Origin of the sequence: Kitasatospora sp. NPDC086801 (assembly GCF_044745805.1) — a bacterium.
Taxonomy (GTDB): domain Bacteria; phylum Actinomycetota; class Actinomycetes; order Streptomycetales; family Streptomycetaceae; genus Kitasatospora.
Window position 1 is genome coordinate 11,624 of sequence record NZ_JBIVAX010000002.1, and the last position, 24,466, is coordinate 36,089.

General features: G+C 72.7%; 18 protein-coding genes. 9 read left to right on the forward strand and 9 right to left on the reverse strand.

Annotated elements, in window-relative coordinates:
* Positions 1–257: 257 nt before the first annotated feature.
* On the forward strand, positions 258–1,904 hold the full coding sequence (locus ACIPLC_RS03455; protein WP_400470669.1) for a hypothetical protein: 1,647 nt from the start codon (positions 258–260) through the stop codon (positions 1,902–1,904).
* On the opposite strand, the gene ACIPLC_RS03460 is transcribed toward ACIPLC_RS03455, so the two are convergent.
* Positions 1,844–3,997 (reverse strand): NB-ARC domain-containing protein, encoded by a 2,154-nt coding sequence (locus ACIPLC_RS03460; RefSeq protein WP_400470671.1) that lies wholly within the window; start codon positions 3,995–3,997, stop codon positions 1,844–1,846. The genes ACIPLC_RS03455 and ACIPLC_RS03460 overlap by 61 nt on opposite strands.
* Positions 3,998–4,347: 350 nt before the next feature.
* Here ACIPLC_RS03460 and ACIPLC_RS03465 point away from each other — a divergent pair, with 350 nt between their 5' ends.
* Entirely contained in the window at positions 4,348–5,955 is a 1,608-nt protein-coding gene (locus tag ACIPLC_RS03465; RefSeq protein ID WP_400470673.1) for a translation initiation factor 2, read from the forward strand.
* 17 nt (positions 5,956–5,972) lie between these two features.
* Here ACIPLC_RS03465 and ACIPLC_RS03470 read toward each other — a convergent pair whose 3' ends face one another.
* Positions 5,973–8,048: an NB-ARC domain-containing protein gene (locus tag ACIPLC_RS03470; RefSeq protein ID WP_400470675.1), complete on the reverse strand. Its 2,076-nt coding sequence runs from the start codon at positions 8,046–8,048 to the stop codon at positions 5,973–5,975.
* 153 nt (positions 8,049–8,201) lie between these two features.
* Between ACIPLC_RS03470 and ACIPLC_RS03475 the strand changes: the two genes are divergently transcribed.
* On the forward strand, positions 8,202–8,627 hold the full coding sequence (locus ACIPLC_RS03475) for a hypothetical protein (protein ID WP_400470677.1): 426 nt from the start codon (positions 8,202–8,204) through the stop codon (positions 8,625–8,627).
* Between the two features lie 663 nt (positions 8,628–9,290).
* Positions 9,291–12,539: an SdrD B-like domain-containing protein gene (locus ACIPLC_RS03480; RefSeq protein ID WP_400470678.1), complete on the forward strand. Its 3,249-nt coding sequence runs from the start codon at positions 9,291–9,293 to the stop codon at positions 12,537–12,539.
* A 116-nt stretch (positions 12,540–12,655) separates the two neighbouring features.
* Here ACIPLC_RS03480 and ACIPLC_RS03485 read toward each other — a convergent pair whose 3' ends face one another.
* Positions 12,656–13,753, reverse strand: a complete 1,098-nt coding sequence (locus tag ACIPLC_RS03485; RefSeq protein ID WP_400470679.1) for a PP2C family protein-serine/threonine phosphatase — start codon at positions 13,751–13,753, stop codon at positions 12,656–12,658.
* A gap of 214 nt (positions 13,754–13,967) precedes the next feature.
* Positions 13,968–15,185, reverse strand: coding sequence for a cytochrome P450 (locus ACIPLC_RS03490; protein WP_400470681.1), 1,218 nt, complete (start codon positions 15,183–15,185; stop codon positions 13,968–13,970).
* 192 nt (positions 15,186–15,377) lie between these two features.
* Between ACIPLC_RS03490 and ACIPLC_RS03495 the strand changes: the two genes are divergently transcribed.
* A complete protein-coding gene (locus ACIPLC_RS03495) occupies positions 15,378–15,734 on the forward strand; it encodes an arsenate reductase family protein (RefSeq protein WP_400470683.1) in 357 nt (118 codons plus the stop codon).
* 67 nt (positions 15,735–15,801) lie between these two features.
* On the opposite strand, the gene ACIPLC_RS03500 is transcribed toward ACIPLC_RS03495, so the two are convergent.
* Positions 15,802–16,272, reverse strand: a complete 471-nt coding sequence (locus tag ACIPLC_RS03500) for a pyridoxamine 5'-phosphate oxidase family protein (RefSeq protein WP_400470685.1) — start codon at positions 16,270–16,272, stop codon at positions 15,802–15,804.
* A 72-nt stretch (positions 16,273–16,344) separates the two neighbouring features.
* Between ACIPLC_RS03500 and ACIPLC_RS03505 the strand changes: the two genes are divergently transcribed.
* The 3 genes from ACIPLC_RS03505 (at position 16,345) to ACIPLC_RS03515 (ending at position 18,484) form a co-directional block, all read left to right on the forward strand.
* On the forward strand, positions 16,345–16,893 hold the full coding sequence (locus ACIPLC_RS03505) for a DUF1697 domain-containing protein (protein ID WP_400470687.1): 549 nt from the start codon (positions 16,345–16,347) through the stop codon (positions 16,891–16,893).
* Between the two features lie 182 nt (positions 16,894–17,075).
* Positions 17,076–17,639 carry an FHA domain-containing protein gene (locus ACIPLC_RS03510; protein WP_400470689.1) on the forward strand — a complete coding sequence of 188 codons (564 nt, stop codon included), beginning with the start codon at positions 17,076–17,078 and terminating at the stop codon, positions 17,637–17,639.
* Between the two features lie 251 nt (positions 17,640–17,890).
* Positions 17,891–18,484 (forward strand): DUF6891 domain-containing protein, encoded by a 594-nt coding sequence (locus ACIPLC_RS03515; RefSeq protein WP_400470691.1) that lies wholly within the window; start codon positions 17,891–17,893, stop codon positions 18,482–18,484.
* A 75-nt stretch (positions 18,485–18,559) separates the two neighbouring features.
* On the opposite strand, the gene ACIPLC_RS03520 is transcribed toward ACIPLC_RS03515, so the two are convergent.
* The 3 genes from ACIPLC_RS03520 to ACIPLC_RS03530 all read right to left on the reverse strand — a co-directional run bounded on the left by ACIPLC_RS03520 (position 18,560) and on the right by ACIPLC_RS03530 (position 21,446).
* Positions 18,560–18,967 (reverse strand): hypothetical protein, encoded by a 408-nt coding sequence (locus ACIPLC_RS03520; protein WP_400470693.1) that lies wholly within the window; start codon positions 18,965–18,967, stop codon positions 18,560–18,562.
* Between the two features lie 228 nt (positions 18,968–19,195).
* Positions 19,196–19,999: a hemerythrin domain-containing protein gene (locus ACIPLC_RS03525; protein ID WP_400470694.1), complete on the reverse strand. Its 804-nt coding sequence runs from the start codon at positions 19,997–19,999 to the stop codon at positions 19,196–19,198.
* 394 nt (positions 20,000–20,393) lie between these two features.
* Positions 20,394–21,446, reverse strand: coding sequence for an alpha/beta hydrolase (locus ACIPLC_RS03530; protein ID WP_400470696.1), 1,053 nt, complete (start codon positions 21,444–21,446; stop codon positions 20,394–20,396).
* Positions 21,447–22,019: 573 nt separating this feature from the next.
* Between ACIPLC_RS03530 and ACIPLC_RS03535 the strand changes: the two genes are divergently transcribed.
* Positions 22,020–22,763 (forward strand): SDR family oxidoreductase, encoded by a 744-nt coding sequence (locus ACIPLC_RS03535; protein WP_400470698.1) that lies wholly within the window; start codon positions 22,020–22,022, stop codon positions 22,761–22,763.
* A gap of 72 nt (positions 22,764–22,835) precedes the next feature.
* Here the strand turns inward: ACIPLC_RS03535 and ACIPLC_RS03540 are convergent, their stop codons facing one another.
* Positions 22,836–24,452 (reverse strand): AMP-binding protein, encoded by a 1,617-nt coding sequence (locus tag ACIPLC_RS03540; protein WP_400470699.1) that lies wholly within the window; start codon positions 24,450–24,452, stop codon positions 22,836–22,838.
* Between the last annotated feature and the right edge of the window lie 14 nt (positions 24,453–24,466).

Consider the following 24,466-nt stretch of genomic DNA (forward strand, 5'->3'; position numbering starts at 1 on the left):
GCCGCGAGCCGCGAGCCGCGAGCCGCGAGCCGCGAGCCGCGAGCCGCGAGCCGCGAGCCGCGAGCCGCGAGCCGCGAGCCGCGAGCCGCGAGCCGCGAGCCGCCTGAGCGGCTCTGTGGGATCCTGCGGTCAAGCGGAGGTACACGATGGATCCCGATGAGCGCATTCACGTCCCCGTAGGGCCGAGTGCCGACCGCTGGCGAACCTTCGATGGCGAACGGACCGTGGTCGTGGCCGCGCGGACAGTCACCTCTCTCGTGCGTGTCCTGGACGTGGTCCCCGAGATACTTCACGACGACGCCCGGATCACCGTGGTCTTCGCGTACGACCCGACGTCAGCCTTCAACGACGGCGTCCTCGACCTGCTCCGCTCACTGGGCTGCCGCACCATGCCCTGGCCGCAGCTCGCCGAATGCGCTCCCGACCTGGTGATCTCCGCTTCCGAGAACCTCACCGTCCCACCGGGCGAATACCCTGTCCTGGTCCTGCCCCATGGCATCGGCTTCCAGAAGCAAGTCCCCGACTCGGCCAGCGCAGGCACTCGGCTGTCCGGTCTGGTGCCGGACACGCTGCTGGAGGCCCGCCGGGCCTGGCTCGCGGTGTCACACCCCGCCCAGGCGGCCCAGCTGGCGTCCTTCCACCCCGGCACGGCGGGCAGAACCGTCCTGGTGGGCGACCCTTGCTACGACCGGCTGCTCGCCAGCGGCCGATGGCGCGAACGGTACCGGTCCGCCCTGGGCGTCCTGCCCGGCCAACGCTTGCTTCTGGTGACCTCGACCTGGGGCACGGAGTCACTGGCCGGACGCCACCCGGGCCTGCCCGCCGAGCTGTTGGCCCAGCTCCCGGTTGACGAGTACCGAGTCGCACTCGTCCTGCACCCCAATGTGTGGTCCGGGCACGGCGCTTGGCAAGTCGGAGTCCTCCAACGAACCGCGGTGGAGGCCGGGCTGACCACCATCGACCCGACGAACGGCTGGCAGCAAGCCCTCGTCGCCTCGGATCTGGTGATCGGGGACCACGGTTCGGTGACCATGTACGGGGCAGCGATCGGACGCCCCGTGCTGCTCGCTGCCTTCGGCTCTGAGGCCGTCCCCGGCACAGCAGGCTGGTCCCTGCGTACGGCGGCACCGCGGCTGGACACCGCGCGGCCCCTGCCCGGGCAACTTGAGGCGGCACTCGCCGATCACCACCCGGACCGCTACGAACAGGTCGCCGCTGAGGCGTTCGCCACTCCTGGTGAGGCACTCCCCCGGCTCCGTGAGACGGTCTACCACCTGCTCGGTCTGGCCCGACCCAAACAGTCCGCCCGTACCGCCCGTGCTTTTCCGCTGCCGGCGCCGGGCGCCGCACCGCCCCGCTCCCTGCTGGTCCGTACCACGGTCATCGGGCGCCGGGCCGACATGATCGAGGTGGACCTGCGTCGCTTCCCCGCCACACTGGCCAACGGGATGGCGGAGGCAGCGGACTCGTTCCGGCACCTGGCCTGCGACGTGGACGAGCCGGACACCCGGCTCACCGAGAGCGCGACCACCATCCTGGTCCGCTCGTCCGTCTTCGCCACCGTCGACGGAAGGCGGCGGATCGCAGAGCTGCTGACCGACTTTCCCGGTGCAAGGCTGGCAGCGGTGTCCGTGGAGAACGGTTGCCTGGTCGGCCTGCGCGACGGCAGGACGGTCGAGGTCAACACCACCGCCGGATCGTGCCCGGACCCGGGAACGGCCGCTGCGGCAACGTACACTTGTCTGCGCCTTGGGGTACCACCGAACGGCATCACGATGACACTGCGTTACGGAGTGCTCGGCCAGGAGTTGCGGCTCCGGACGCACTGCCCAGCAGCAGTCGATCAGCTCCCCGCGAGTCGAGACAGGACTTCCACCGCCCGGGGACTGCCGCCTTCCTCGTAGACCGCGAGCGCCCTGCGCAGGCAGTCCCGAACCTCGGCGGGGTCGTCCAGCAGGTTCGCGAGGTCCTCCAACGCCCGCGCTTCGTAATGGGATGCTTCCTCCCCGTGCAAGCGGGTGACCGCCTGTCGCAGGTCGGCCACCGCCCCGGCGCGGTCCCCGAGCCGCGCCCTCGTCCGGCCCAGGTCCGCCAGCACCCGCGCCGCCATCCGCGTGTCGCCCCGGGCGAGCAGGTCCTCCATCGCCACGGCAAGACCGGCCAGAGCGGCGGCGTGATCGCCGCCGGCGCTCTGGGCACAGCCGAGGAAGTAGCGGGCAAGGGCGGCACCGCGACCTTCCTCGGCCTGGAGGTTGAGCGCGAGCGAGGCACGGTACGCGTCGATCGCGCGAGCCGGATCGTGCCGGTCCCAGTATCGGCCCAGGAACTCCTGCACCGAGGCCTGGAGAACGAGGTGGCCCGACTCCACGGCCAGCTGGTCCGCGGCCTCCAGCTGCGTCCATGCCTCGTCGTCCCGGCCCAGGTCGAGCAGCGGCCGGGAGAGCAGGCTTCGCAGCCTGGCCTCGGCTGCCGGCTGTCCGTCGCGCGCCGCGGCGTCGGCCCCCAGTTCCAGGGACTCCCGCCAGTCGGCCAGATGTCGGTGGTGCAGGAAGAGCACGGTGAACGCCTCCGCCAGCTGCCACACCTGGCGGTCGAAGCCGAACGTCCTGGCAGCCCTGAGCACGGCGAGGATGTCACCGCGTTCGGCTTCCAGCCAGTCCAGGGCGTCTTGTCGGGGACTGCCCGACGTCCCGAACGGCCCGGCATCGTCGGCATGCGCTCCGGATCCACCGGTTCCGAACACCTCGGCGGGCTCGGTGATCCTCAACCGATCGGCCCGTACGGCGAGATCGGCCAGGAGAGTCAGGGCGCGGTAATGACCGCTGACCCGGCGGACCACCTCTCGCTCCGTGTCAGGCGGGTCGAGCCGACGGGCCATGTCCCGCGCGTGGAGACGGACCAGACCGTGCATCACGTACCGGCCGTCTTCGGTCTCCGTCAGCAGGCTCGCCGCTTCGAGGATGTCCAGTGCCTCCTGCGCAGCCTCCCGGGGGTACCCGGAGACCAGCGCCACCAGCGCGGTGTCGAAAGCCCGGTTGGGGAGGCAGCCCACAATCCGGTAGACCCCTGCCCCGGTGGCGGGGAGGTCCCGGTAGACCAGTTCGAGTGCTGCCGCCATGGTGCGCTCCTCGTGGCCGGACGACTCGGCGATCCGACTGAAGCGGCTCCGCTCGTCGGCCAGTTCACCGACCAACGAACCGATCGTCAATCGCCGGTGGGTCATCAAACGAGCGGCACACAGCCGCACCGCCATCGGCAAGCCGTCGCACAGCCCGACCAGTTCGGCCGCGGCCTCCGGCTCGGTCTCGACCCGTCGTTCCCCACAGAGCGCGGCCAGCAGTTCCAGCGAGCTGTCCTGGTCAAGCACGTCGAGCTGGAGCAGCGCCGCCCCATCGAGGGCCAGCTCCCCCAGCCGCCAGGTACTGGTGGCGAGCACCGCGCTGCCGGCTCCCTGTGGTAGCAGGGCTGTGACCTGGGCCGGGTGGCTGACATCGTCGAGCACCACCAGCATCCGCCGGTCCGCCGACAGGGTGCGGTAGAGCGCGGCACGGTCGGCGAGCTTGGCCGGCAGATAGGGGTCGTACACGCCGAGGCCGCGCAGGCACATTGCCAGCGCCTCCGAGACGTCCCCGCCGGCGCCTTCACCCAGGGCCCCGAAGTCCACGTAGAACTGGCCGCCGGGGAAGCGATCCTGATGACGGTGGGCCCACTGACAGGCAGCAGCGGTCTTCCCGATACCGGGAAGACCGTTGAACACTCCTACGGGACAGCCCGGGGCACCCTCACCGGCGGCTAACACCCCATCCAGCTCTGCGAGAGCCCACTCGCGGTTGACGAAGCGGCGCGGTGGCCGGGGCACTTGGTCAGGACGCCGGGGCTCCGCGCCAGGGGACCGCGCCGAGTGGTAGTTGAAGGTGATGCCGCCATGGACGCTGCCCACCTGGGCGAGTTGACCGTGCACGGTCCCCGGCAGGCTGTTGATCACGTGCGGCGGCACGGGGTGCTCCGCGCTCTCCCGCCCGTTCACGCAGCCCACCGCCTCTCCGGATCGCCTACGAGATCACGTTACTGGAAGGACCGCCCGGAAGACGACGGTTCGATCTATACGATCGGGACATGCCACACGAGGCCCACGAAGTTGAGTCCGCCGCACCTCGGCCCCCTTGCGTCGGGTCCATCCAGCCCGATAGTGTGGACAGTTTGCGGCAGCGGGCAGCGGGCAGCGGGCAGCGGGCAGCGGGCAGCGGGCAGCGGGCAGCGGGCAGCGGGCAGCGGGCAGCGGGCAGCGGGCAGCGGGCAGTCCTGGTCCCGGTGCGCTCGGCAGGGGCACTCCACCGGCTTCTGGAGGTGCTGCCGGTATTCCTCGGAGATCCACGCATCACCACCCGCTTCACCCTCGCCCCGGGCTCCGACTTCGACGCCGAGGCTCTCGCCGCACTCGACCGGTCCGGTGCCCGGACCGTGCCGTGGGAGGAAGCCCTCCGCGCCGACCACGACCTGGTCCTGGCCGCGAGTCCCAAGGGCGACCTACGTAAGCTCTCCGGCCCTCGGGTCCTGCTCCCGCACGGGGCGGGCTTCAACAAGGCCGTCGACGACGACGGTTCACCAGACGTGCCGTCCGGTCTGGACCCCGCCTACCTGCTCCCCGGTGGCACCCCCTGGGCCGATCTGCACGCCCTCGCCCATGACGACCAGGTCGCCCTCCTGACCCACTACTGCCCCTCCTTGGCCAGCCGGGCCAGGGTGGTCGGGGATCCCACGCTCGACCGATTCCTGGCCTCCGCCGATCACCGTACGGACTACCGCGACGCCCTGAGGACCGGACGGCGACGACTGCTCGTGCTCACCTCCACATGGGGACCGGAATCCCTCCTCTCCCGACGCCCCGAGCTGCCCGGCGAGCTCATGGCCCTGCTGCCCCAGGACGCCTATCAGGTCGCCCTGGTCCTGCACCCGAACGAGCACAGCCGGACCGGCACGTTCGACCTGTCCCGCCAACTGGCCCCGGCCCTGGACGCAGGGCTGGTGCTGTCCCGGCCGTACGAGGAGTGGGCCGCGCTCCTGGTCGCGGCGGACGCCGTGATCACCGATCACGGATCCACCGCCCTGTACGCGGCCGCGATCGGCCGCTCGATCGTGGGCGCGTACGACGGCAGCAGCGAGTTGCTCCCGGGGAGCCCGATGGCGCGGCTGCTCGCCCTGGCGCCCCGGCTCGTCCAGGCGCAGCAGGTGGAGGAGGTCCTGCGGAAGGCCGCCGCGCTGGACACCCGCCCGGTGGCCGAGGCCGCCTTCGCTCGACGAGGCGAGGCTCTGCCGCGACTGCAACGGCTGCTCTACCGGCTGCTCGGTCTACGCCCGATCGCTGCGGCTCCAGAGGCCCTGGCGTTTGCTGCCCCCGTCAACGTGGGCCGCCGGCCGGTGGCGCACGCCGTCCGGGTGGAGACGGACGGCCATCGGATCAGCGTCGCGCGCTTCCCGCCGCACACCCAGGAGGTGGTGCACCACCTCGCGGCCGAGCATCCAGGGTCCGGACCGCGAGCGGTGCAGAGCGCGGCCGTGTTGTGGCGGTGCGCCCGACCGGCCGACCCGGCGGGCACGGCTGATCCGCGGCGGGCCCCAGCCACCTGGACGGCTGTCGGATGGACGGCTCGCATGCTGGAGGAGGCACCGCTCTGCCGTACCGTCGCCGCAGTCCTGACCTCTGAGCGGTGCCTCATCAGGCACCGTGTCCACGGCCTGTTCAGCGTCCAGGTGGAGCCCCACCGGGCCGGGGGTCGGGTGTCGCGCGTCGACCCGGTGACCGTGGTCTCGGCGGTGCACGCCTGGCTCGGTGCCGCGACGACCGCCACCGCGGTAACTGCCGTCCCGGTCGTCCTTGAGTGCGAGACGGGGCCGCTCACAGTGCGTGTCCGTCTGTGCCCTCCCACCGTGGAGGACCTCGACCACGAGCTCTGACCGCCCTCGGCCCCTCCTCAGTGTCCATCCCGGACCTGCCGGGCGGCGGCCCGGTGCTGCTCGGCCTCGGTGGTGTCGCCCCGCCCCTCCGCCAGGACCGCAAGTTCCTCCAGCACCCGGACCTCGTCGGTGCCCGAGCGCCGCGCGCGGGCACCGTCCAAGGCAGCGCGGACCAGTACCTCCGCTTCCTGCGCGCGCCCCAACAGCCGCAGCGCCCGCCCGAGTTCGAAGCCTGACCGTGAGGTCATCCGGCCGCGCCCCTGGTCCCGCGCCATGCGATGGCTCTGCTCCAACAGCCGAACCGCACTCTCGACATCTCCGCTTGTAAGGGCGGTTCGACCGAGCAGGTAGGTCTGGAGGAGCACGCCGTAGTCGTTCCCGATCTCCGCATGCACCGTCCTGGACGCCTCGAAGTCGGCGGAGGCCCCGCTCAGGTCGCCGGTAGCGGACTTCAGCAGGCCGCTGAACTCCACGACCGACGCCTGCAGCTTGCGCTCCTGCGCCCGGTCGGGGAGTGTCCCACCCAACATCCGCGAGGCTTGCAGCGCCTGACCGATGTGCCGGGCCGCCTCCTCGTGAAGTCCCTGTTCCCACAGCGGGCGGGCCAGCTGGCACCGCATACGGACCATCGCCGGGAGGAACTCGCCCCGATCGGCGGCGGCGGCCCCGAGCCGAAAGGCGTCGATCACGTCCACGTAGTGCGGATGGTCGAGGAAGTGGGTCCACAGTGGCTCGCAGAGCGCCCAGGCGTCCTCGTGGTGTCCGTCCTCGGCGGCGGTCCGCACACACCCGAACAGAGCGAGCCGCGCCGACTCCAGCCACCGGTAGGCCTCCGCCTCATCCGGGAAGTCCACGTCGGCCACCTCCGGGCCGATCGGGTCCACGAGTGGTGCGAAGGTCATCCGTCGGCCGGCCGCCGCGATGTCCGCACGGGCGGCCTGCCTTCGGTACCACCTGGCGACGGACAGCCGGGCGGCCATCCTGGCCCTGCCGTCCGGGTCGGTCTGCCGGGCTCGGCGTTCGGCGTGGCCACGCAGGAGGTCGTGCATGCGGTACCCGTCCGGCCGGTACTCCAGCAGGCCGGCGGCCTCCAGTTCCTCCAGTGCGTCCGCGGCCCGGTCGGGGGCACTGTCGAGCAAGGCGGCGGCCGGCAGCGCTCCGAGGGCGGGCGCGGGGTGCTGCGGCAGCAGCCGGTAGAGCCGGGCGGCATCCGGTGCCAACCCTTCGTACGCGGCGTCCCAGACGGCCTCGACCATGGGAATCCCCTTCCCGTGCAGCTCGGCGGTCAGCTCCTCTACCAGCCGGGACAGGCTCCGTCGACGGTACTTGCGCACCCACTGCCCGGCCACCTGCAACGCGGCGGGAAGGCCCCCGCAACCTCGGGCCAGCTCTGCGGCGGCATCCGGCTCGGCCTGCAGCCGCGGGTCCTCCACGATATTCCCGAGCAGGCGCACCGCGTCGTCCAGGGACAGCGGGCCCACGGCCACCTCCACCGCGGCCGTTCCGTCGAGGTCGTGCAGCGGCGACTGGCTCGCGAGGATCACCAGACTCCTGCCCGAGGCCGGCAGGAATGCCCGGACCTCGCTGCCGAACCGCGCGTTGTCGACAAGGACGATGAGCCGCTTGTCCCGGGTCTGCGACCAGTACTGCTTCGACCGCCCGGCGGCACTGTGCTCCAGCCACTCGGGCGGAATCCCCAGGGCCGTCAGCATGCCGCCGACGGCATCCGCGACATCCACCACGCCCTCCCGGCGCAGGTCGTCGAGATCGACGTGCAGCACCCCGTCCGGGAACCGGTCGGCGAACCGGCGCGCCAACTGGTACCCGAGGGCCGTCTTGCCAATCCCACCGATCCCGGTGAGCGCCACGATCAACGGACCGGCGTCCTCGGTGTGCTCCGCCACGGCCCGAACGACGCGCTCCTGCTCAACCTTGCGGTTCTCGAACCGCACGGTGACCGGCGGCAGTTGAAATGGCGTAGCCGACCTCTCCGGGCCGCCACCGTGCTGGTGGAAGTGCACCTCCCCGATGCTCCGGGCCTGGACGACCGTCTCCGCCCGCCCGTCCATGCTGTTGCGCGTCTCCTCAGACATAGGGCCAACACTAGGACCCATAAAGGAGGATGACGGCACGCTCGAGGCCGAGTCTCACCGATCCGCAGACCCGGTCCGGAGAAACCCATGCCTCCCCGGCAGGTTCTCCCTATGGTGTGAACGACCGACATCAATGAACGAAGGAGCACTGCTGTGGATCCGATCACCGCCGCTGCCCTCACGGCACTCGCCGGCAGCGTCGCCGGCGAGGCCGGCCGCCAGGCGTGGCAGGGGCTCTCCACATTGGTAAGGCGCCCCTTCCGCCGTGGCGGAGAGCAGGAGGAGGTGCCCGGGATCAGCTCTGGCGAGGTGGAACTCGCGGCCCTGGAGTCGGTGCCCGCCGACCCCGGGCGGGCCCAGGCGTTGGCGACCGCTCTCGGCGTACGAGCCGCCCTGGACCCGGACTTCCGCATGCTTCTCGATGAATGGTGGGCCCGGACAACGACCGATTCCGCTACCTCCGTCCACAACACCATCAGCGGCGGGACGCAGAGCGGCCCGATCGTCCAGGGACGAGACTTCTCCAACCTCACCTTCAACATGCCAGGCACCCCGCGAGGCGATGACCGCAGCCACTAACTTCGGCGCCTCAAGGTGATGGTGGGAAGTCATGCACAGGGGCATGAGCGTTCAACCAACCCCACACCAGTACGGTCGGGGCCTTGACCGGCTGATGGATTCCGTCGACCGGCCCAGCGTAATCGTGCTGCTCGGACAGGCGACGAGGTTCACCTTTGCACCCGCTGTGCCGTCGAAGCCGATGGCACAGCTGGGTCTGCGAGCCCAGGCACATCGCGATCAGCCCGGCGACCGAGAGCCATCCGTCGCAAACCTCCCGGGCCCTTCACCTCCACTCAGGTCGCCTCCTTCCATGCGGCGACGGCCTGTTCGCCGCGCTCGGCGGCGGGCAGAGTGGGGCGTCCGCAGTCGCCCCTGTGGCGAACCTGGAGCACGCCGTCCTCATTGCGCCGGAGGACCTCCCAGGCGTCGCCGTTCGCTCGACAAGGCGCGCGAAGCGGGCCCCTTCCAGAGGCGCATACATGCAGGTCATGGCCGTGTTCGAGCTGTACTACGACCTCTAAATCGCGGGCGTCGGCCTGGACATGACGTTGCCGAGGGCCCCGTCGTGCTCTTCTCGAGCGCGGCAGGGCCCTCTTGGTGGGGGCGGCCGTTCGGGTGGAAGTTCGTCGTTGTGCGTTGCGTCGCGGGAAGGACGGTCAGACGGTCGGATGAACTTCCGAAATGCGCATTCACTTCCGGACCGGGCGGATCGCCTCGGTGCTGGCCCTGCTGGCCGGATCGCTGCTCAGTAGCAGTGTGCTGGCACCGCCGGCCCACGCCGCGATCTCTTTCACCAAATCCGTCGACAAGGCGACCGCCTCCCCGGGGGAGAACGTCACCTACACCCTCCGGTACACCTGCTCCATCACCGAGTGCACCAACGGGCAGATCACCGACACCCTGCCGTCGAACATGCAGTTCGTCGGCTGGACGCCCGACCCCTCCTCGGTGGACCAGGCCGCCTCCACCGTGCCCGACGCGGGGGCGATGGGCGGCACCATGGACATCAGGCTCAAGGACCTCAGTCCGGGCACCACCGCCACCATCACGGTGACGATGAAGTACCCGAACTTCACCACCCCCGACGGGGCGGCCTCCACCAACTCGGCCACCATGACGGCCACCGGCGAGCCCAGCCAGAGCGCCACCGCCGACACCAGGGCCCAGGTGCAGCCGCAGTACACGGTGACCAAGGGCATCCAGACCTCCAGCAGCGACGGGCGCACCGTCACCTACCAGTTCAGTGCCTGCGCCACCGACAACGTGCCCAACGTCGACCTGGACACCAGCCGGCTGCTGGACACCCTGCCGCCCGGCGCCGTGGTGGACACCGGCCGCTCGCCCGGCTGGAGCCAGGTCGCGCCCGGCCCCAACACCTGGGGCTACGACATCGGGGAGTTCCGCTCCGGCAACGGCCGCGGCGGTTGCCGGCTGCCGGGCGTGCTGGTCGTCAACTACCCGGAGGCCGACTTCCCGGACGGGACGACCTCCGACAACACCGTGGACCTGTACGGCGACCCGATCGGCCCGGACGCCGAGCGCCAGCTCGACACCGCCGGCACCACCACCGGTCAGTTCCGGCCCCCGGCCACCGGTGTGATGGTGACCGCCAGCAAGGTGTGGCGCGACAGCGTCACCTCCGGCGACCTCAACTCCTTCAGCCTGTCGGCCACCAACACCTCCGGCCCGGCCACCAGCCTGACCATGACCGACCCCGGCGCCGGCACCACCGGCGGCCTGTACAACTGGCTCTTCCCGCAGTCGCTCCAGTTCGAGCCGTGGAACCCGACCGGCATCGCGCTCACCCTGCAGTACCGGCTCGACGGTGACCCGACCTGGCAGACCTTCAGCCCGTCCAGCCCGCTGGACGGATCCAGCGCCCGCCGGATCACCTTCGTCCAGGGCGCCGGCAACCCCGCCAACGACGAGCTGGGCATCCCGGCCGGCCGCTGGCTCGACGGCCTCAGGTTCACCTGGAACGGCCCCATCCCGACCGGCTGGAGCCCGGGCAACTCGGTGCAGGTGGTCACCCAGGTCGTCACCCCCGGCCACGACGGGCGCCCGGCCCCCAGCCCGCTGACCAACTGTCTGGACACCACGGCCAGCGACGGCACCAGCACCTCCGCCGCCAACGCCTGCGCCTCGACCACCGTCACCGCCGCGACCAACCTGGGCGCGGCCAAGACCACCGTCGCCGGCGAGCTGTCCGCGCCCGGCGGCACGGCGACCTTCCAGGTCATCCCGTACAACCGCAGCGGCCGCGACCTGACCCGCCCGCTCGTCCTGTACGACGTGCTCCCGGCCGGCGTCGTCTACGTCGACGGCTCCGCCCGCCCGGACCCGAACTACCCGGACGCCAAGGCCCCCGCGTCGGTCACCGTCACCCCCGGCCCCGACGGCCGCCAGATCGTCAGGATGGAATGGCCGGCCGGCGCGCCCGACATGACGTACCTGCACGACGCGATGGCCTACCGGATGCTCTTCGACGTCCAGGTGGCCAGCAGCATCCGCTCCGGCGAGCTGACCAACGACATCTACGTCACCGTCGACCAGCCGACCGCGCCGGTCTCCTGCATGTTCTCCGGCTCCGACAGCGGCAGCACGCCGGACGTGCTGGACCTCAACGGCAACGGCGACACCTCCGAGCTCATGTGCCACGCCTCCTCCCGGATCCAGGTGGACGTGCCGAGCGTGCTTCGCTCGTACAAGGAGGTCATGGGCGACCTGGACGCCGACTACGTCAGCATCGGCACCGCCACCCCCGGCGGCCGGATCTCCTACCGGATGACCGTCCGCAACGACTCGCCCGACCCGGTCACCGACTTCATCGCCTACGACAAGCTGCCCACCCCGGGCGACAACTACGTCCTCACCCAGGACGCTCCGCGCGGCAGCGCCTGGACCCCGTCGCTGAGCCAGCCGATCACCAGCAGCGACCCGACCGTGGTGATCGAGTACACCACCGACCCCAACCCGTGCGTCGACGCCGCCCTGGTCAACCGGACCGGCTGCAACAGCAGCGCCACCTGGAGCAGCACCTTCCCCGGCCCGGGAACGGCCACCTGGTTCCGGGTCCGCCGCCCCGGCAGTCTGCCCTCCGGCGAGTCCTTCACCCTGACCTGGCCCATGGTCGCCTCGGTCGACGCCCCCGACGGGGAGTACGCCTGGAACAGCTTCGCCTTCACCGCCACCGACGCCAGCGGCCGCCAGCTGCTGCCCGCCGAGCCGGCCAAGGTCGGCGTCGCCGTCAAGCAGACCAAGCCGTCCGACAACGCGCTCGGCGACTTCGTCTGGCAGGACGTGGACGGCTCCGGCATCCAGAAGCCCGGTGACCCCGGCATCGCCGGCGTCACGGTGAAGCTGCTCGACGGCAACGGCCAGCCCGTCCGCGACAAGAACGGCAAGCCGGTCGCCACGGTGACCGACCAGAGCGGCCACTACCTCTTCGACCACCTGCCCGACGGCAGCTACGCGGTCCAGTTCGACCTGTCCACCCTGCCCGACGGCGCCATCGTCACCAAGCGGGGCGCGGGCACCGATCCGGCCAGGGACTCGGACGCCGACCCGACCACCGGCATCACCCAGACCGTCACGCTCAGCGGGGGCCAACGCGACCTCGACCTCGACATGGGCGTGATCCTGCACAGCCCTCCCACCGGGTCGCCGTCCCCGTCCCCGTCTCCGTCCCCGACGTCGTCTCCCTCGCCGACTACCTCGCCGACTTCCTCGCCGTCGGCGTCCGCGTCACCGACCGCGACGCAGAGCACCGGTCCGACCCACAGCGCGAGTCCGTCGGCCAGCGGGGGAACGCTGCCCAACACCGGCGGCTCGGCGCCCGACGCGCTGATCGCGGCCCTCGGCTCCCTCGCCGTCCTGGGCGGTGTGGCGCTGTGCGCGGTGGCCTACCGGCGGCCCGGACGACACAGCTGACCCGACGGTGGACAACTGAACACCCTGCCGACACCAGTGGCGCCGCCCCCCAGCGGCGCCACTGGCGCGTTGCTGGAGGCGGGCGGCGCCACGGCGGCGGGAGTACCGGGGAAGGCCTACGGGCGCTCCGGAGTGAGCGCCAGGACGGCGAGGTCGTCGGCGAGCAGGCCGGCGTACTCGTGGACGTCCTGGGCCAGGAAGGAGACCAGCCGGTCGGGCGCGGTGGTGCCGAGGGCGGCCAGGCGGGGGGCCAGCGGGTAGAAGGCGCCGGTGACGTCGCGGGCCTCGCTCACGCCGTCGGTGTAGAGCAGGACGGTGTGGCCCGGGGGCAGGGCGATGACGGTCGGCTTGCCGCGCTCGTCAGGGGGCCCGAGGTGGCCGAGGCCGAGCGGGAGTTCGTCCGCGCAGGACACCGGGGTGATGGTGTGGTCGGTGACCAGCAGCGGGGTGGTGTGGCCCCGGTTGACGATCTCCACGCAGTCGGAGCCCGGCCGGTACTGCAACAGGACGGCGGTGACGAACAGTTCGTCGTCGCCCCGGTCGGCGGCGTCGCGCAGGACGGCGCGGTCCAGCTGGTCGGCGAGGTCGACCAGGTCGGGGGTGTCGTGCGCGGTCGCCCGGAAGGCGCCGAGCACGTCGGCCACCGTACGGACCGCGCCGAGACCCTTGCCGCGCACGTCGCCGAGCAGCACCCGGACGCCGAAACGGGTGTCGCACACCTCGTACAGGTCGCCGCCGACCAGGACCTCGGCCTGGGCCGGGCGGTAGAGGCCGGCCACCCGCAGGCCGCCCGCCCGGTCGGGCACCGGGCGCAGCACGGTGCGCTGCAGGGTCTCGGCGACGGTACGGGCGTGCAGCAGGGTGCGGTTCTGCCGGGTCCGCTGCCAGGACAGGGCGGTGCCCATCACCCCGGAGAGCAGCGTGGCGATGTAGACCCAGACGTGGTGCTGCTCGTTGATGTGGCCCGCCCGCATGGCCAGCACCAGTTGCAGCGCCAGGGCGCCGACCGTGGTGGCGGCGGTCAGCGCCGGGCCGTAGCTGAACGCCGCCACCACGGGCAGCGCGGTCAGCAGGAAGCCGGCCGCGACCGCGTCCGGGACGATCGCCTCGGCGGCCAGGTCGAGCAGCAGCAGGAGCACCGGGAGCCAGGGCACCCAGCGCGGTGCCCGGGGTTCCACGGCCGCCGGATGCGGCGGGCGGGGTGCTACGGGCACGGTGGAGACCTCCTGGCCGACCGGTCCGGTATGACCGGTTCGTCCCTCCATGCTCTCCTACGGAGGACTCGCCCACGAACGGCCGAACGTCCCGGTTTCCGGGGGCGCCCGGGCCCGGAAGCGCGGTGTCAGGACCGGCCGGCGGACGGTGACGAAGGCCCCGGTCGGCGGACGGACCGGCGGGCAGGTCGGCGGCCGGGCCAGCGGGCGGTGATCAGCGGACGGTCACCGGCAGGGTCTCGAAGCCGCGCAGGACCAGGCGGTCCCGCCGGGTGGGCACGCCGCCCGGGGCGAGCCGGGGGAAGCGGGCGAGCAGGGCCGGCACCGCGACCTCGGCCTCCAGCCGGGCCAGCTGGGCGCCCAGGCAGTAGTGCGGGCCGCCGCCGAAGCTCAGCGGCTGGCTGTCGCGGCGGGCCGGGTCGAACACCTCCGGGCGGTCGTAGCGGGCCGGGTCGTGGTTGGCCGCGCCGAGCAGCAGGAGCGCCACGTTGCCGACCGGCACGGGCAGGCCGTCGACGGCCAGGCCCTCGGCCAGCGCCACCCGGGAGGTGAGCTGGACCGGGGAGTCGAAGCGCAGCACCTCGTCGGTGAAACCGGCCGGGGTGATCGCACCGCTGCGCAGCCCGGCGGCCGCCTCCGGGTGGCGGAACAGCAGGGCCAGGCCGTTGCCGAGCAGGTTGGTGGTGGTCTCGAAACCGGCCACCAGCAGCAGCACCAGGTTGGCCAGCAGCTCCCTGGCGGGGAGCCGCTCCGGGTCGTCGGCGGCGATCCTGGCCAGGTCGGTGACCAGGTCGTCCTGCGGGCGGACGAGGCGTTCGGCGGCCAGCGCGGTGAAGTAGCCGGCCAGCTCGTCGGCGGCCTCGTCGGCCTCGGTGAGCTCGGAGCGGTCGTTGATGAACTCCAGGGCGACGGTGAGGTCGGAGGCGAGGTCGCGGAAGCGGTAGCGGTCCCGCTCGGGGACGCCGAGCAGTTCGCAGATCACCCCGACCGGCAGCCGGAAGGCGAAGGCGTCCATGAAGTCCACCGGAGAGCCATCGGCGCCCTGCTCGGCCATCTCGTCCAGCAGCCGGTCGACCGCCGCCTCCACCGCCGGGCGCAGCGCGGCCACCCGGCGGGCGGTGAACACCGAGGCGATCAGCGAGCGGACCCGGGGGTGGTCGGGCGCGTTGCGCTGCAGGATCGAGCGGCCGAACAGCGCCAGCGACGGGTGCTCGGCGAAGTCCGGGGTCAGCTCCGCCATCATGTCGGCCGTCGCGACGGCGAAGGCGGGGGTGCGCAGCACCTTGTCGGCCGCGGCGTGGCCGGCCACCAGGAAGGTGTCCGGCCCGGCGGGCGCCGCCGTGCCCAGCGCGTGTGCCCGCGCGTACAGCGGGTACGGGTCGGCCCGGCCCTCGCTGGTCAGCAGTTGCTCGATGATCGCCGCGCCGTCCATCCGGTGTTCCCCTCCCAGAGGCCACGTTCCTGGTTCGTGAACCACTGGCGGGTGCAGCGGAGTTCCCACCCGTTCGGGGTACCGGGCCGGGCCGGGTGCCGGGCCGGCGGCGACCCGGGTGCGCGTGCGGCCGGGGTGCCGGGCCGGGCGGGTTGGCGCCCGGCCGGCGGGCGGCTCGGTAGGGTTGCCGGTATGGAGATCTGGATCAACCCGCGCTGCGGCAAGTGTCGGTCGGCGCTCGGCCAGCTGACCGCCGCCGGGGCCAAGTACACCGTACGGCGTTACCTGGAGGATCCACCGACCGCGGCCGAGCTGGAGCAGGTGCTGGAGCGGCTGGGCCTGGAGCCGTGGGACATCACCCGCATCGACGAGCAGGTGGCCAAGGACCTGGGGATGCGGAAGTGGTCCCGGGAGCCGGCGGACCGGGCGCGCTGGATCGCGGCGATGGCCGAGCACCCGATCCTGATCCAGCGCCCGATCATCACCGCGGACGACGGCCACGCCCTCGTGGCCCGGACCCCCGAGGCCGTCAAATCCGTCCTGCCGTAGGACTGCCGTCAGGACTGCCGTAGGGACTGCTGTCAGGGCGGCCGTAGGGACGTCGTGCCGGGGCCGGTCAGTGCACTTGGATCCGCTGCACCGGCCGGCCCGGGTGCCAGTTGAGGACCCACAGGTGGCCGCCCTCCACGGTGGTGTGCACCACCTGCTCCAAGTCCAGCCGGAAGGCGTGGAAGGCGGTCGGCGGCGGCTCGGGCAGATCGGCCGCGTAGGCGGACAGTTCGGCCTCGTCGGTGATCTCGACCGCGCGGCCGGAGACCTTGGAGTCCCCGCCGGCCATGGTCTCGTCCCCCGGGTGGGCGTGCAGCGCGAAGCGGCCGTCCCGCTGGAGGTCGCGTGCCTTGGCCGAGCCGTACATCGACCCGAGCATCAGGTCGGCTCCGACGAAGTCGACCTCCGTACCGCTCACCCGGGGCGAACCGTCCTTGCGCAGCGTCGCCAGGACGTGGTGCTTCGCGGCCTCGAACCGGGCCCGCACGAGGGGCGCCAGGTCGGGTGCCTGCTGCTCGAAATCCTGCCAGGTGACCATGGCGCCAGTCTGGCACCGGGCACCGACAACCGCCGGGCGTCGGTGGCCGGCGCCCGGTGCCAGACTGGCGGGGTGACCACCACGACCACGTACATCGCGTTCCTGCGGGCCGTCAACGTCGGCGGCCGGACCGTGAAGATGGAGCGGCTGCGGGCGCTCTTCGCCGAGTTGGGGCTCGGGGGCGTGCGCTCCTACATCCAGAGCGGCAACGTCTTCTTCACCACCGACGAGCCGGACCGCGCCGCCCTCACCCGGCGCATCGAGGAGCACCTGGAGCGGTCCCTCGGCTACCCGGTGCCGACGCTGCTGCGGACGGTCGACGAGGTGGCCGCGCTGCTCGCCGCCGAGCCGTTCAAGGGGATCGAGGTGACGCCCGACGTCCGGCTGGTCGTCGCCTTCCTCTCCGAGCCGCTGCCCGCCGGCCTCGCCGTCCCCCACACCTCGCCGAAGGGCGACCACGAGGTGGTCGGCGCCGATCCGGGTGCCGCGTACGTGGTGGTCCACCTGCGGGACGGCAAGTGGGTCAGCGGGGAACTGTTCGGCAAGGCCTACCGGGGTGCGGTCACCTCCCGGTTCCTGCACACCACCGAGAAGATCCTGGCGGCCGCCCGGAAGGGCTGACCCCGCGCACCGGCCCCCTGGCCACCGACCACCCGACCACCCGACCACCCGGACGCCCGGCCACCTGGACGCCCGGAACCGCGGTGGGACACCGGGCGTCTGGAGTGCAGTGACGTACTCACCGCACGCCGGCACCCGGCGTGATCTGGACAGTCCGAGCCGGCCGAACCGACAATCGGGCCATGACGTCTCCTGAGTTCCGCACCGGCGCCGTCCGGCCCTCCGGCGCGGTCCGCCCGTCCGACGCCGAACGGGACCAGGCGCTCGGGGTGCTCAGGGACGGTGCGGGCAGCGGACGGCTGTCGCACGACACCTTCCTCGGCCGGATGGAGATCGTCCTGCACGCCACCAGCCGGGGCGAGTTGGACGAGGCGATGACCGGGCTGCCGACCGGGAACCCGGTCGAGCGCTTCCTGCTGCGGACGGTCGGCCGGGTCTCGGCGTTCGGGGACCGGCTGCGCCGGGCCTGGCGCACCGAACGGCTGCCCGGGCTGAGCCTGCCGGAGACCGGGGCCGGGCAGTTGACGATCGGTCGGATCCCCGGCTCTGGGCTGCGGCTGCACGACGCCTCGGTGTCCCGGCAGCACGCCGAACTGCGGCGCGAGGGCGGCGGCTGGGTGCTGTACGACCTCGGCTCGACCAACGGCACGCATGTGAACGGGCGCCGGATCGCGGGCGGGGTGCGGGTCCGGCCGGGCGACCAGGTCCGGTTCGGGAACCTGGAGTTCCGGCTCGCCTCGGACTGAGCCGCACCCCCGGCCGGTCAGTGCGGGAACTGCCGTGGCGGCCGCTGCCGTGGCGGCCCGTCCCGGAACTCCTCGATGGCGGAGCCGATCTGCCGGGGCACGACGGTGTGTTCGAGCCGGTCCGGGTAGCGGTGTTCGGCGGTCGGCAGCCGGGTGATCGGCGGGGTTGGAGGAGGGAGGCCACCGGCGGACGGTACCGCTGGCGACCGGCGGAGGGGGGCGCTGTCAGAGGTGGGTGCAAGGATGCGGGCATGACCCAGGAGACGGCCCCCACCCCCGAGGTACTGCGCGAAGCCCGCGAGCGGGCCCGCGAGTTGATCCGGTGCGGCTTCCAGGAGCCAGCCGAGATAGCCGAGTCCCTGGTCGAGGTCCTCGACGACCAGGGACTGACGCAGGAGGAGGCGGAGCGGATCGTCGCTCCGCTGTGGGACGAACGGCTGGCCGAACAGGCCTCCTGGCCCGCGACCACGGACGTGGACCGGCTGGCGGCGGCCTTCGACGCACTGGAGGAGGAGGGCGTCGTCGCGGCGATGGACTTCACCTGCTGCGCCGGCTGCGGCTACGCGGAGATCGGCGGCGAGGCCGACGAGGGTTCGCGCGGCTTCGTCTTCTTCCACCAGCAGGACACCGAGACGGCGGCCGACGGGCAGGGCCTGATGCTGCGCTACGGCGGGTTCCACGCGGAGGGGGAGGCCACCGAGGTGTCGGAGCGGCGGACGGGCGAGGTCGGGCGGGCGGTGGTGGCCGCGTTGGAGGCGGTCGGGCTCCCGGTGGAGTGGGACGGCTCGCCGCACACGGCGATCCGGGTCGCTCCGTTGGAGTGGCTCAACCGCTTGCCGGAGTAGGCGCCGGGGAGTCCCAGGTGGGACGCGGGCAGGGCGCGGGTGAGCGTCGGGGAGGCGTCGGGCGGGCGGGCGGTGTCAGCCGCGGGTGACGCGCAGTTCGGCGTAGCGGTCGTCCTTGTTCGCCTTGCGCAGGGTGACCTTCGCCTGGCCGACGGCGGTCTCGGCGTCCTTGCCGACGGTCTGCCGGTCGTCGCCGACCGCCACCTCGACCGTGCTGTCGGTGATGTGGCCGACCGTCATCTTCACGGTGCGGTCGCCGCCGAAGACCTGGAGGGTCTTGGAGGCGTCGGCGTCGTCGGTGCGGACGACGACGTCGCAGCTGTCGTCGTCGAGGCAGAGCGCGACGCCGCCCTCGCAGGCGGTCAGTCCGGCGCCGAGTGCCAGGACGGCGCCGGCGGCGAGGAGCGCCGGACGGCGGACGGCGGGCCTGAAGCGGCGCCGGGCCGGGGTTCGGCGGGAGTGCGGTGTGCTCGCTGTGGTCATGGCGTCGACGGTAGGCGGCCGGACGCGCCCCGCCATCGGCCGTCGGCGGTACGCGCCCCCTGGCCGGCCCCGGAGCGCCCGAACGACCGCGACCCCGAGGGCGATGGGTCGAATCCCCTAGGGGGCGACGTGAGTTGGAGCTGCGCGATCCGTTTCCGGGGAGGCTCGGCATATGCCTCAGGGGTATGCCACGCGCGTAGATCGACGGGCCGCGAAAAGGACCGGCGGTCAGTCGGCGACACTGCCCAGTCCGCTGCCCGACCCGCTGCCCAACCCGGCGGCCGGGCCCCACAGCGGCGCCGTGCAGCGCTGGTAGGTGGCCTGCCAGTGCGGCCAGTTGCGGGCCACGTCGTCGTCGCACTCGGCCAACAGCTGCTCGACCAACGCCGGTTCCACGCCCTCCAGCAGCCAGGCCAGCGCGTCCGCCGCACCCGGGCCGTCCGCCGAGCGCAGCAGGTCCATCAACTCGCCCAGGCCGCCGAGCCGGGAGCCCTCCGGGACCACCCGCTCCATCCGGGGCAGCAACTGGCGCTCCTCGATCCGCAGGTGCGTCTCCAGCCGGGCCGCCAGGTCCTCCATCGCGTACGCCACCGGCCAGGCGCTGCCGGTGTCCCGGCTGGCGATCCGGACCAGCGTGGTGACCCGGGTGAACGAGTGGTCGAGGTTGTGGTGGTCCGCCTCCAGCCAGTTGAGCAGCAGCCGCAGCTCGGGGGCGAAGCGGCGCACGATCGGCCAGATCCGGGTGTCCTGCTGCTCGTGGTGGCAGGTCAGCATCGCGGTCACGAAGCTCCAGTGCCGCAGCAGCGCCTCGCCCGCGTCGTCCTCGCCGGGCTGGAGCAGGCGCAGGGCGTTGGGCAGCCGGGCGAGGTCCCGGCGCAGCGCGGCGTGCACCAGCCGCAGTCCGGCGAAGCGGGCCGTCGCGGGCTCCTCGCCGACGGCCCGCACGGACGCGGCCGCGCCCCGGGTGTCGGCCCCGGACTCCGCCTGCTCGGGCACGGAAGGGGACGGCTGGGGCAGGAGATGGATCGGCATGGCACTCTCTTCACGACGTCGTGGGGCGGGCGGGGCCAGCCGGTGGAGCGGCCCCATCCAAGGTGCTCACAGTCGATCAAAAGTGAATCAATGTCCGATTGACGCGCAGGTCACAGGCATGTCCGCGGGGGAAACGGCGCTGCGCGAGCGCCGTCCGCGATCACCCGCCCCGGTCCCCGGACGCTGCCGAGACGCCGTGGGCCCGAAACGCCGTGGGGCCCGGGGCGCGGGGGGGCCCCGGCCCCCCGCGGGGGGGGGGGGGGGGGGGCGGCGGGGCGGGGGGCCCCCCCCCCGGGGGGCGGGGGGCGGGGGGGGCCCCGGGCCCCACGGCGTGCGGGTCGTCGTACGGGCGGCCGTGCGGGTCGTCGCACGGGTGGTGGCCGTGCGGCTGGGATCAGTCGGCCGCCGGGCCCGCCAGGTTCTTGGTGAACCACTGCAGCGTGTCCGGGATCATCTTCTTGAAGTCCGAGGTCAGGTGCTTGCCCCCGGGCTGCTCGTAGTACTCGAGCGACACCGGCGGGACGGCCTTGGCGACCCAGCCCTTGACCAGCTTGGTCTCGTACGGGTTGGCGCCGCCCGCGGTGACCAGCATCTTCACGTCGGCCTTGCCCTCGGCGACCAGCACGTCGGGGTTGTTGGCCTGCCGCTCGGCGTCGTGGCCCTTCCACAGCCCCGAGTCGGGAACGTAGTAGCCGTCGATCGGGACGGCGGCCTTGTAGACGTCCGGGTGCTGGAGGGCGAGCTTGGCGCTGCAGAAGCCGCCGGTGGAGGCGCCCATCACGCCCCAGCCGTCGCGGCCCTTCACGGTGCGGAAGTTGGCGCGGACGAAGTCCGGGAGGTCCTGGGACATCCAGGTGCCCATCTTGGGCTGGCCCGGGATGTCGGAGCAGTCCAGCGCGTTGTGCTCGTCGCTGTTGAAGTTCTGCACCGGCATGATCATGATGAACGGGTGGGACTTGCCTGCCTTGACCAGTTGCTCGTTCTCCTCCTGGATCGGCAGCTGGTTGTCGGTCCAGGTGTTGTAGCCGTTGCTCTGGCCGCCCGCGAAGAGGGTGAGCACCGGGAAGCCGGTCTTGGCGTACTTGGGGTCGTTGTACTCGGGCGGCAGCCAGACCCAGACCTTGCCGGAGACGCCGGACTTCGCGCCGGTCACCGTGGTCACCATGATCGGACCGGCGGAGGTGTCCCGGGCCTTGCTCAGGGTGGCGGCCGGACCGGTGGGCATCAGCACCTTCCCGGTGGCGGCCGCGGGCGCTGCGGTGGCGGGCGCGGGCGTGCCGCCGCCACCGGCGCTGGGCGACCCGCCCGCGGCGGTGGTACCGGTCGCACCCGGGGCGCCGCCCCCCTTCGCGCCGCCGGAACTCCCGCAGGCCGCCAGCGAGGCGGCCAGGGCGAGCACGGCGGCGCCGGTCAGGACGGTGCGGGAACGGGACGACTGCCTAAGCACGGTGAGGACTCTCCGACCGATGTCACGCCCGATCCGTCTGACCGGGCTGTGGCCCCCCGGTGGGGCCGGACAGACCGGGGGCGCGGCACTGGCGCGGTCCCCGGGGTGGCGGCGCGCCCTCCCTCGCGGTGGTGCGCCTTCCTGCGATCTTATGACGTGGGCCGGGGTGGCCCGGTTGCGCGGCGGCCACCGGGAATCCAATGTTTGTTCGCGATCAGGTAAAGGTCTTCACCACTCCCCCCGGTCGGCGGGGGCCGGACGGCGGGGAACACAGTCTCCGGCCTGCCCGGGGGCGCGGATTTTGGGGCCTTCGACCAGTGACGGCGGCCCCCGCATCCGGAACGATCGGCTCACACCCGGAGCGACCGGCCCCCGGTGGACCACCGGCCAGGCGGAACCGGCCCGACCCCAGCGGCCCCGACCCCAGCGGCCCCGACCCCAGCGGCCCCGACCGCGACGGACCCGACCCGAGCAGACCCGACCCGACGGACCCGACCGACGGACCCGACCCGACGGGCCCGACCGACGGGCCCGACCCGACGGGCCCGACCCGAGCAGACCCAGGAGAACGCCATGCCCCAGCAGATCGCCGTCGTCACCGGAGCCGGGAGCGGCGTCGGCCGGGCCGTGGCGGTCGAACTGGCCGCGGCCGGCTGGCGCCTGGTGCTGGCCGGCCGGCGGGCCGAGCCGCTGCGGGAGACCGCCCGGCTGGGCGGCACGCCGGCCGCGGTGGTGCCGACCGACGTCACCGACCCGGCGGCGGTGGACGCGCTGTTCGCCGGGGCCGCCGAGCGCTTCGGCCGGGTGGACCTGCTGTTCAACAACGCCGGCACCTTCGGCGCGGCCGTGCCGGTGGAGGACCTGGAGGTCGAGGCCTGGCGGGCGGTGGTCGACCTCAACCTGACCGGGGCGTTCCTCTGCGCCCGGGCCGCGTTCCGGCAGATGAAGGCGCAGGAGCCGCAGGGCGGCCGGATCATCAACAACGGCTCGATCTCGGCGCACGTCCCGCGCCCGCACTCGATCGCGTACACCGCGACCAAGCACGCGGTCACCGGGCTGACCAGGTCGCTGTCGCTGGACGGCCGCCCGTACCGGATCGCCTGCGGGCAGATCGACATCGGCAACGCGGCGACCGACATGACGGCCGCGATGAGCGCCGGGGTGCGGCAGGCGGACGGGCGGATCGCGGTCGAGCCGACCATGGACGTGGCCGACGTGGCGCGCACCGTCCGGCACATGGCCGAGCTGCCGCTGGAGGCCAACGTGCAGTTCGCCACCGTGATGGCGACCGCCATGCCGTACGTCGGGCGGGGCTAGGGCGGCGGATCTTGCTCCGGGCCGCGCCGGCGCCGGACACCCCCTGGTGCGCGCCCTTCGCAGCTCCCGCCGTCAGCCCGCCACGGCCTCGCGCAGCCGCTTCTTGTCCGGCTTGCCGACCGACGTCAGCGGGATCCCGTCCACGAGGTGCAGGGCTTCCGGCGCGTAGATCCGCCCCTTGTGGGTCGTGACGAACGCGCGGACCTCGTCCAGTTCCGGCCGCTGCCCCGGCGCGGCGACGACGGCGACGTGGACGTGCTCCGCCTCCTGTGCGTCGCGCACGCCGAAGACCGCGCACTGCGCGATCGCCGGGTGGGTGAGGAGGAGGTCCTCCACCTCGGACGGGTAGACGTGCCCGCCGACCACGATGATCTTGTCCTTGAGCCGGTCGGCCAGGTAGAGGTAGCCGTCCGCGTCGAGGTAGCCGATGTCGCCGGTGTGCAGCCAGCCGTCGTGCAGCACCTCGGCGGTCAGATCGGGCCGCTTCCAGTACCCGGCCATGACGGTGGCCGAGCGGACGTGGATCTCGCCCTGCTCCCCCGTCGGCAGCTCGGTGCCGTCGGCGGACCGGATCACCACCTCGACGCCCGGGATGGGCCGCCCGACCGAGATCTGGCCGCCGCTCCCGACCCGGTCGTGCTCGTGCGGGGCGAGCATGCAGATGTTCTGCGCCTCCGACTGCCCGTAGCCGCTCACCAGGACCGGCCCGAACACCTTGAGCGCCTCGCGCACCCGGGTGGGCGAGGCCGCGCAGCCGCCGTACGAGACCCGGCGCAGGCTGGACAGGTCGGTGCGGCCGATCGCCGGGTGGTCGAGCAGTTGGTAGAGCAGCGGCGGCAGCACCCAGAGGTCGGTGATGCGCTCGCGCTCGATCGCGGCCAGCACGTCGCCGGGGTCGAAGGACCGCTGGAGGACGACCGAACCACCGTGGTGGAGCGTCAGGTCGGAGAGGAGCCCGGCGAGGTGGGCGAGCGAGGTGGCGGCGAGGAAGCGGGGCGCGTCGCCGGCCGTACGGCCGGACTCGTCGCCGCCCGTGCGGCCGGGGGCGTCGAAGACCATCCGGTAGGCGCCGTGCAGGCTCCGGATGCCCTTCGGGATTCCGGTGGTCCCGCCGGTGTGCCGGATGCCCCAGTCGTCGTCCGGGCCGACCCGGACGGCCGGCGGCTCGGCGGGCCGGTGGGCGGAGGCGGCGATCGCGTCCGGACCGATCACGTCCGGACCGATCACGTCCGGACCGATCGCGGCCGGGCCCGGGCCCAGGGTGAGGACGGTCGGCACGTCGACCAGGGGGAGCAATTCGGCGGCCACCGGGTACCGTTCGGCGTCCACCAGCAGGACGGCGGTGTCGACGCTCGTCGCGATCTCGGCCAGTGTCGAGGCGCTCATGCCGTCGTAGAGGTTCACCACCCGTGCCCCCGCGAGGCCTGCCGCGTAGCGGCCGCTCAGCGCCTCGGCGGTGTTGCCCGTGAGCAGGGTCACGGTGTCACCGCGCACCACCCCGCGGGCGATGAGCTCGTGGGCGAGGCGGTAGGTGGCGGCGGCGAAGTCGCCGGCGGTGAGCTCGATGCCGTCGGCGGTGGTGATGGCCCGTCGGTCGGGGTCGGCGGCGAGGGACTGAAGAATCAGGGCGGGAGCGCTGACGAACTCCGGTTCGTTCACGGCCACTTCTTCCTTGCAGTTTGCAACCATATCCTCACCCTAAC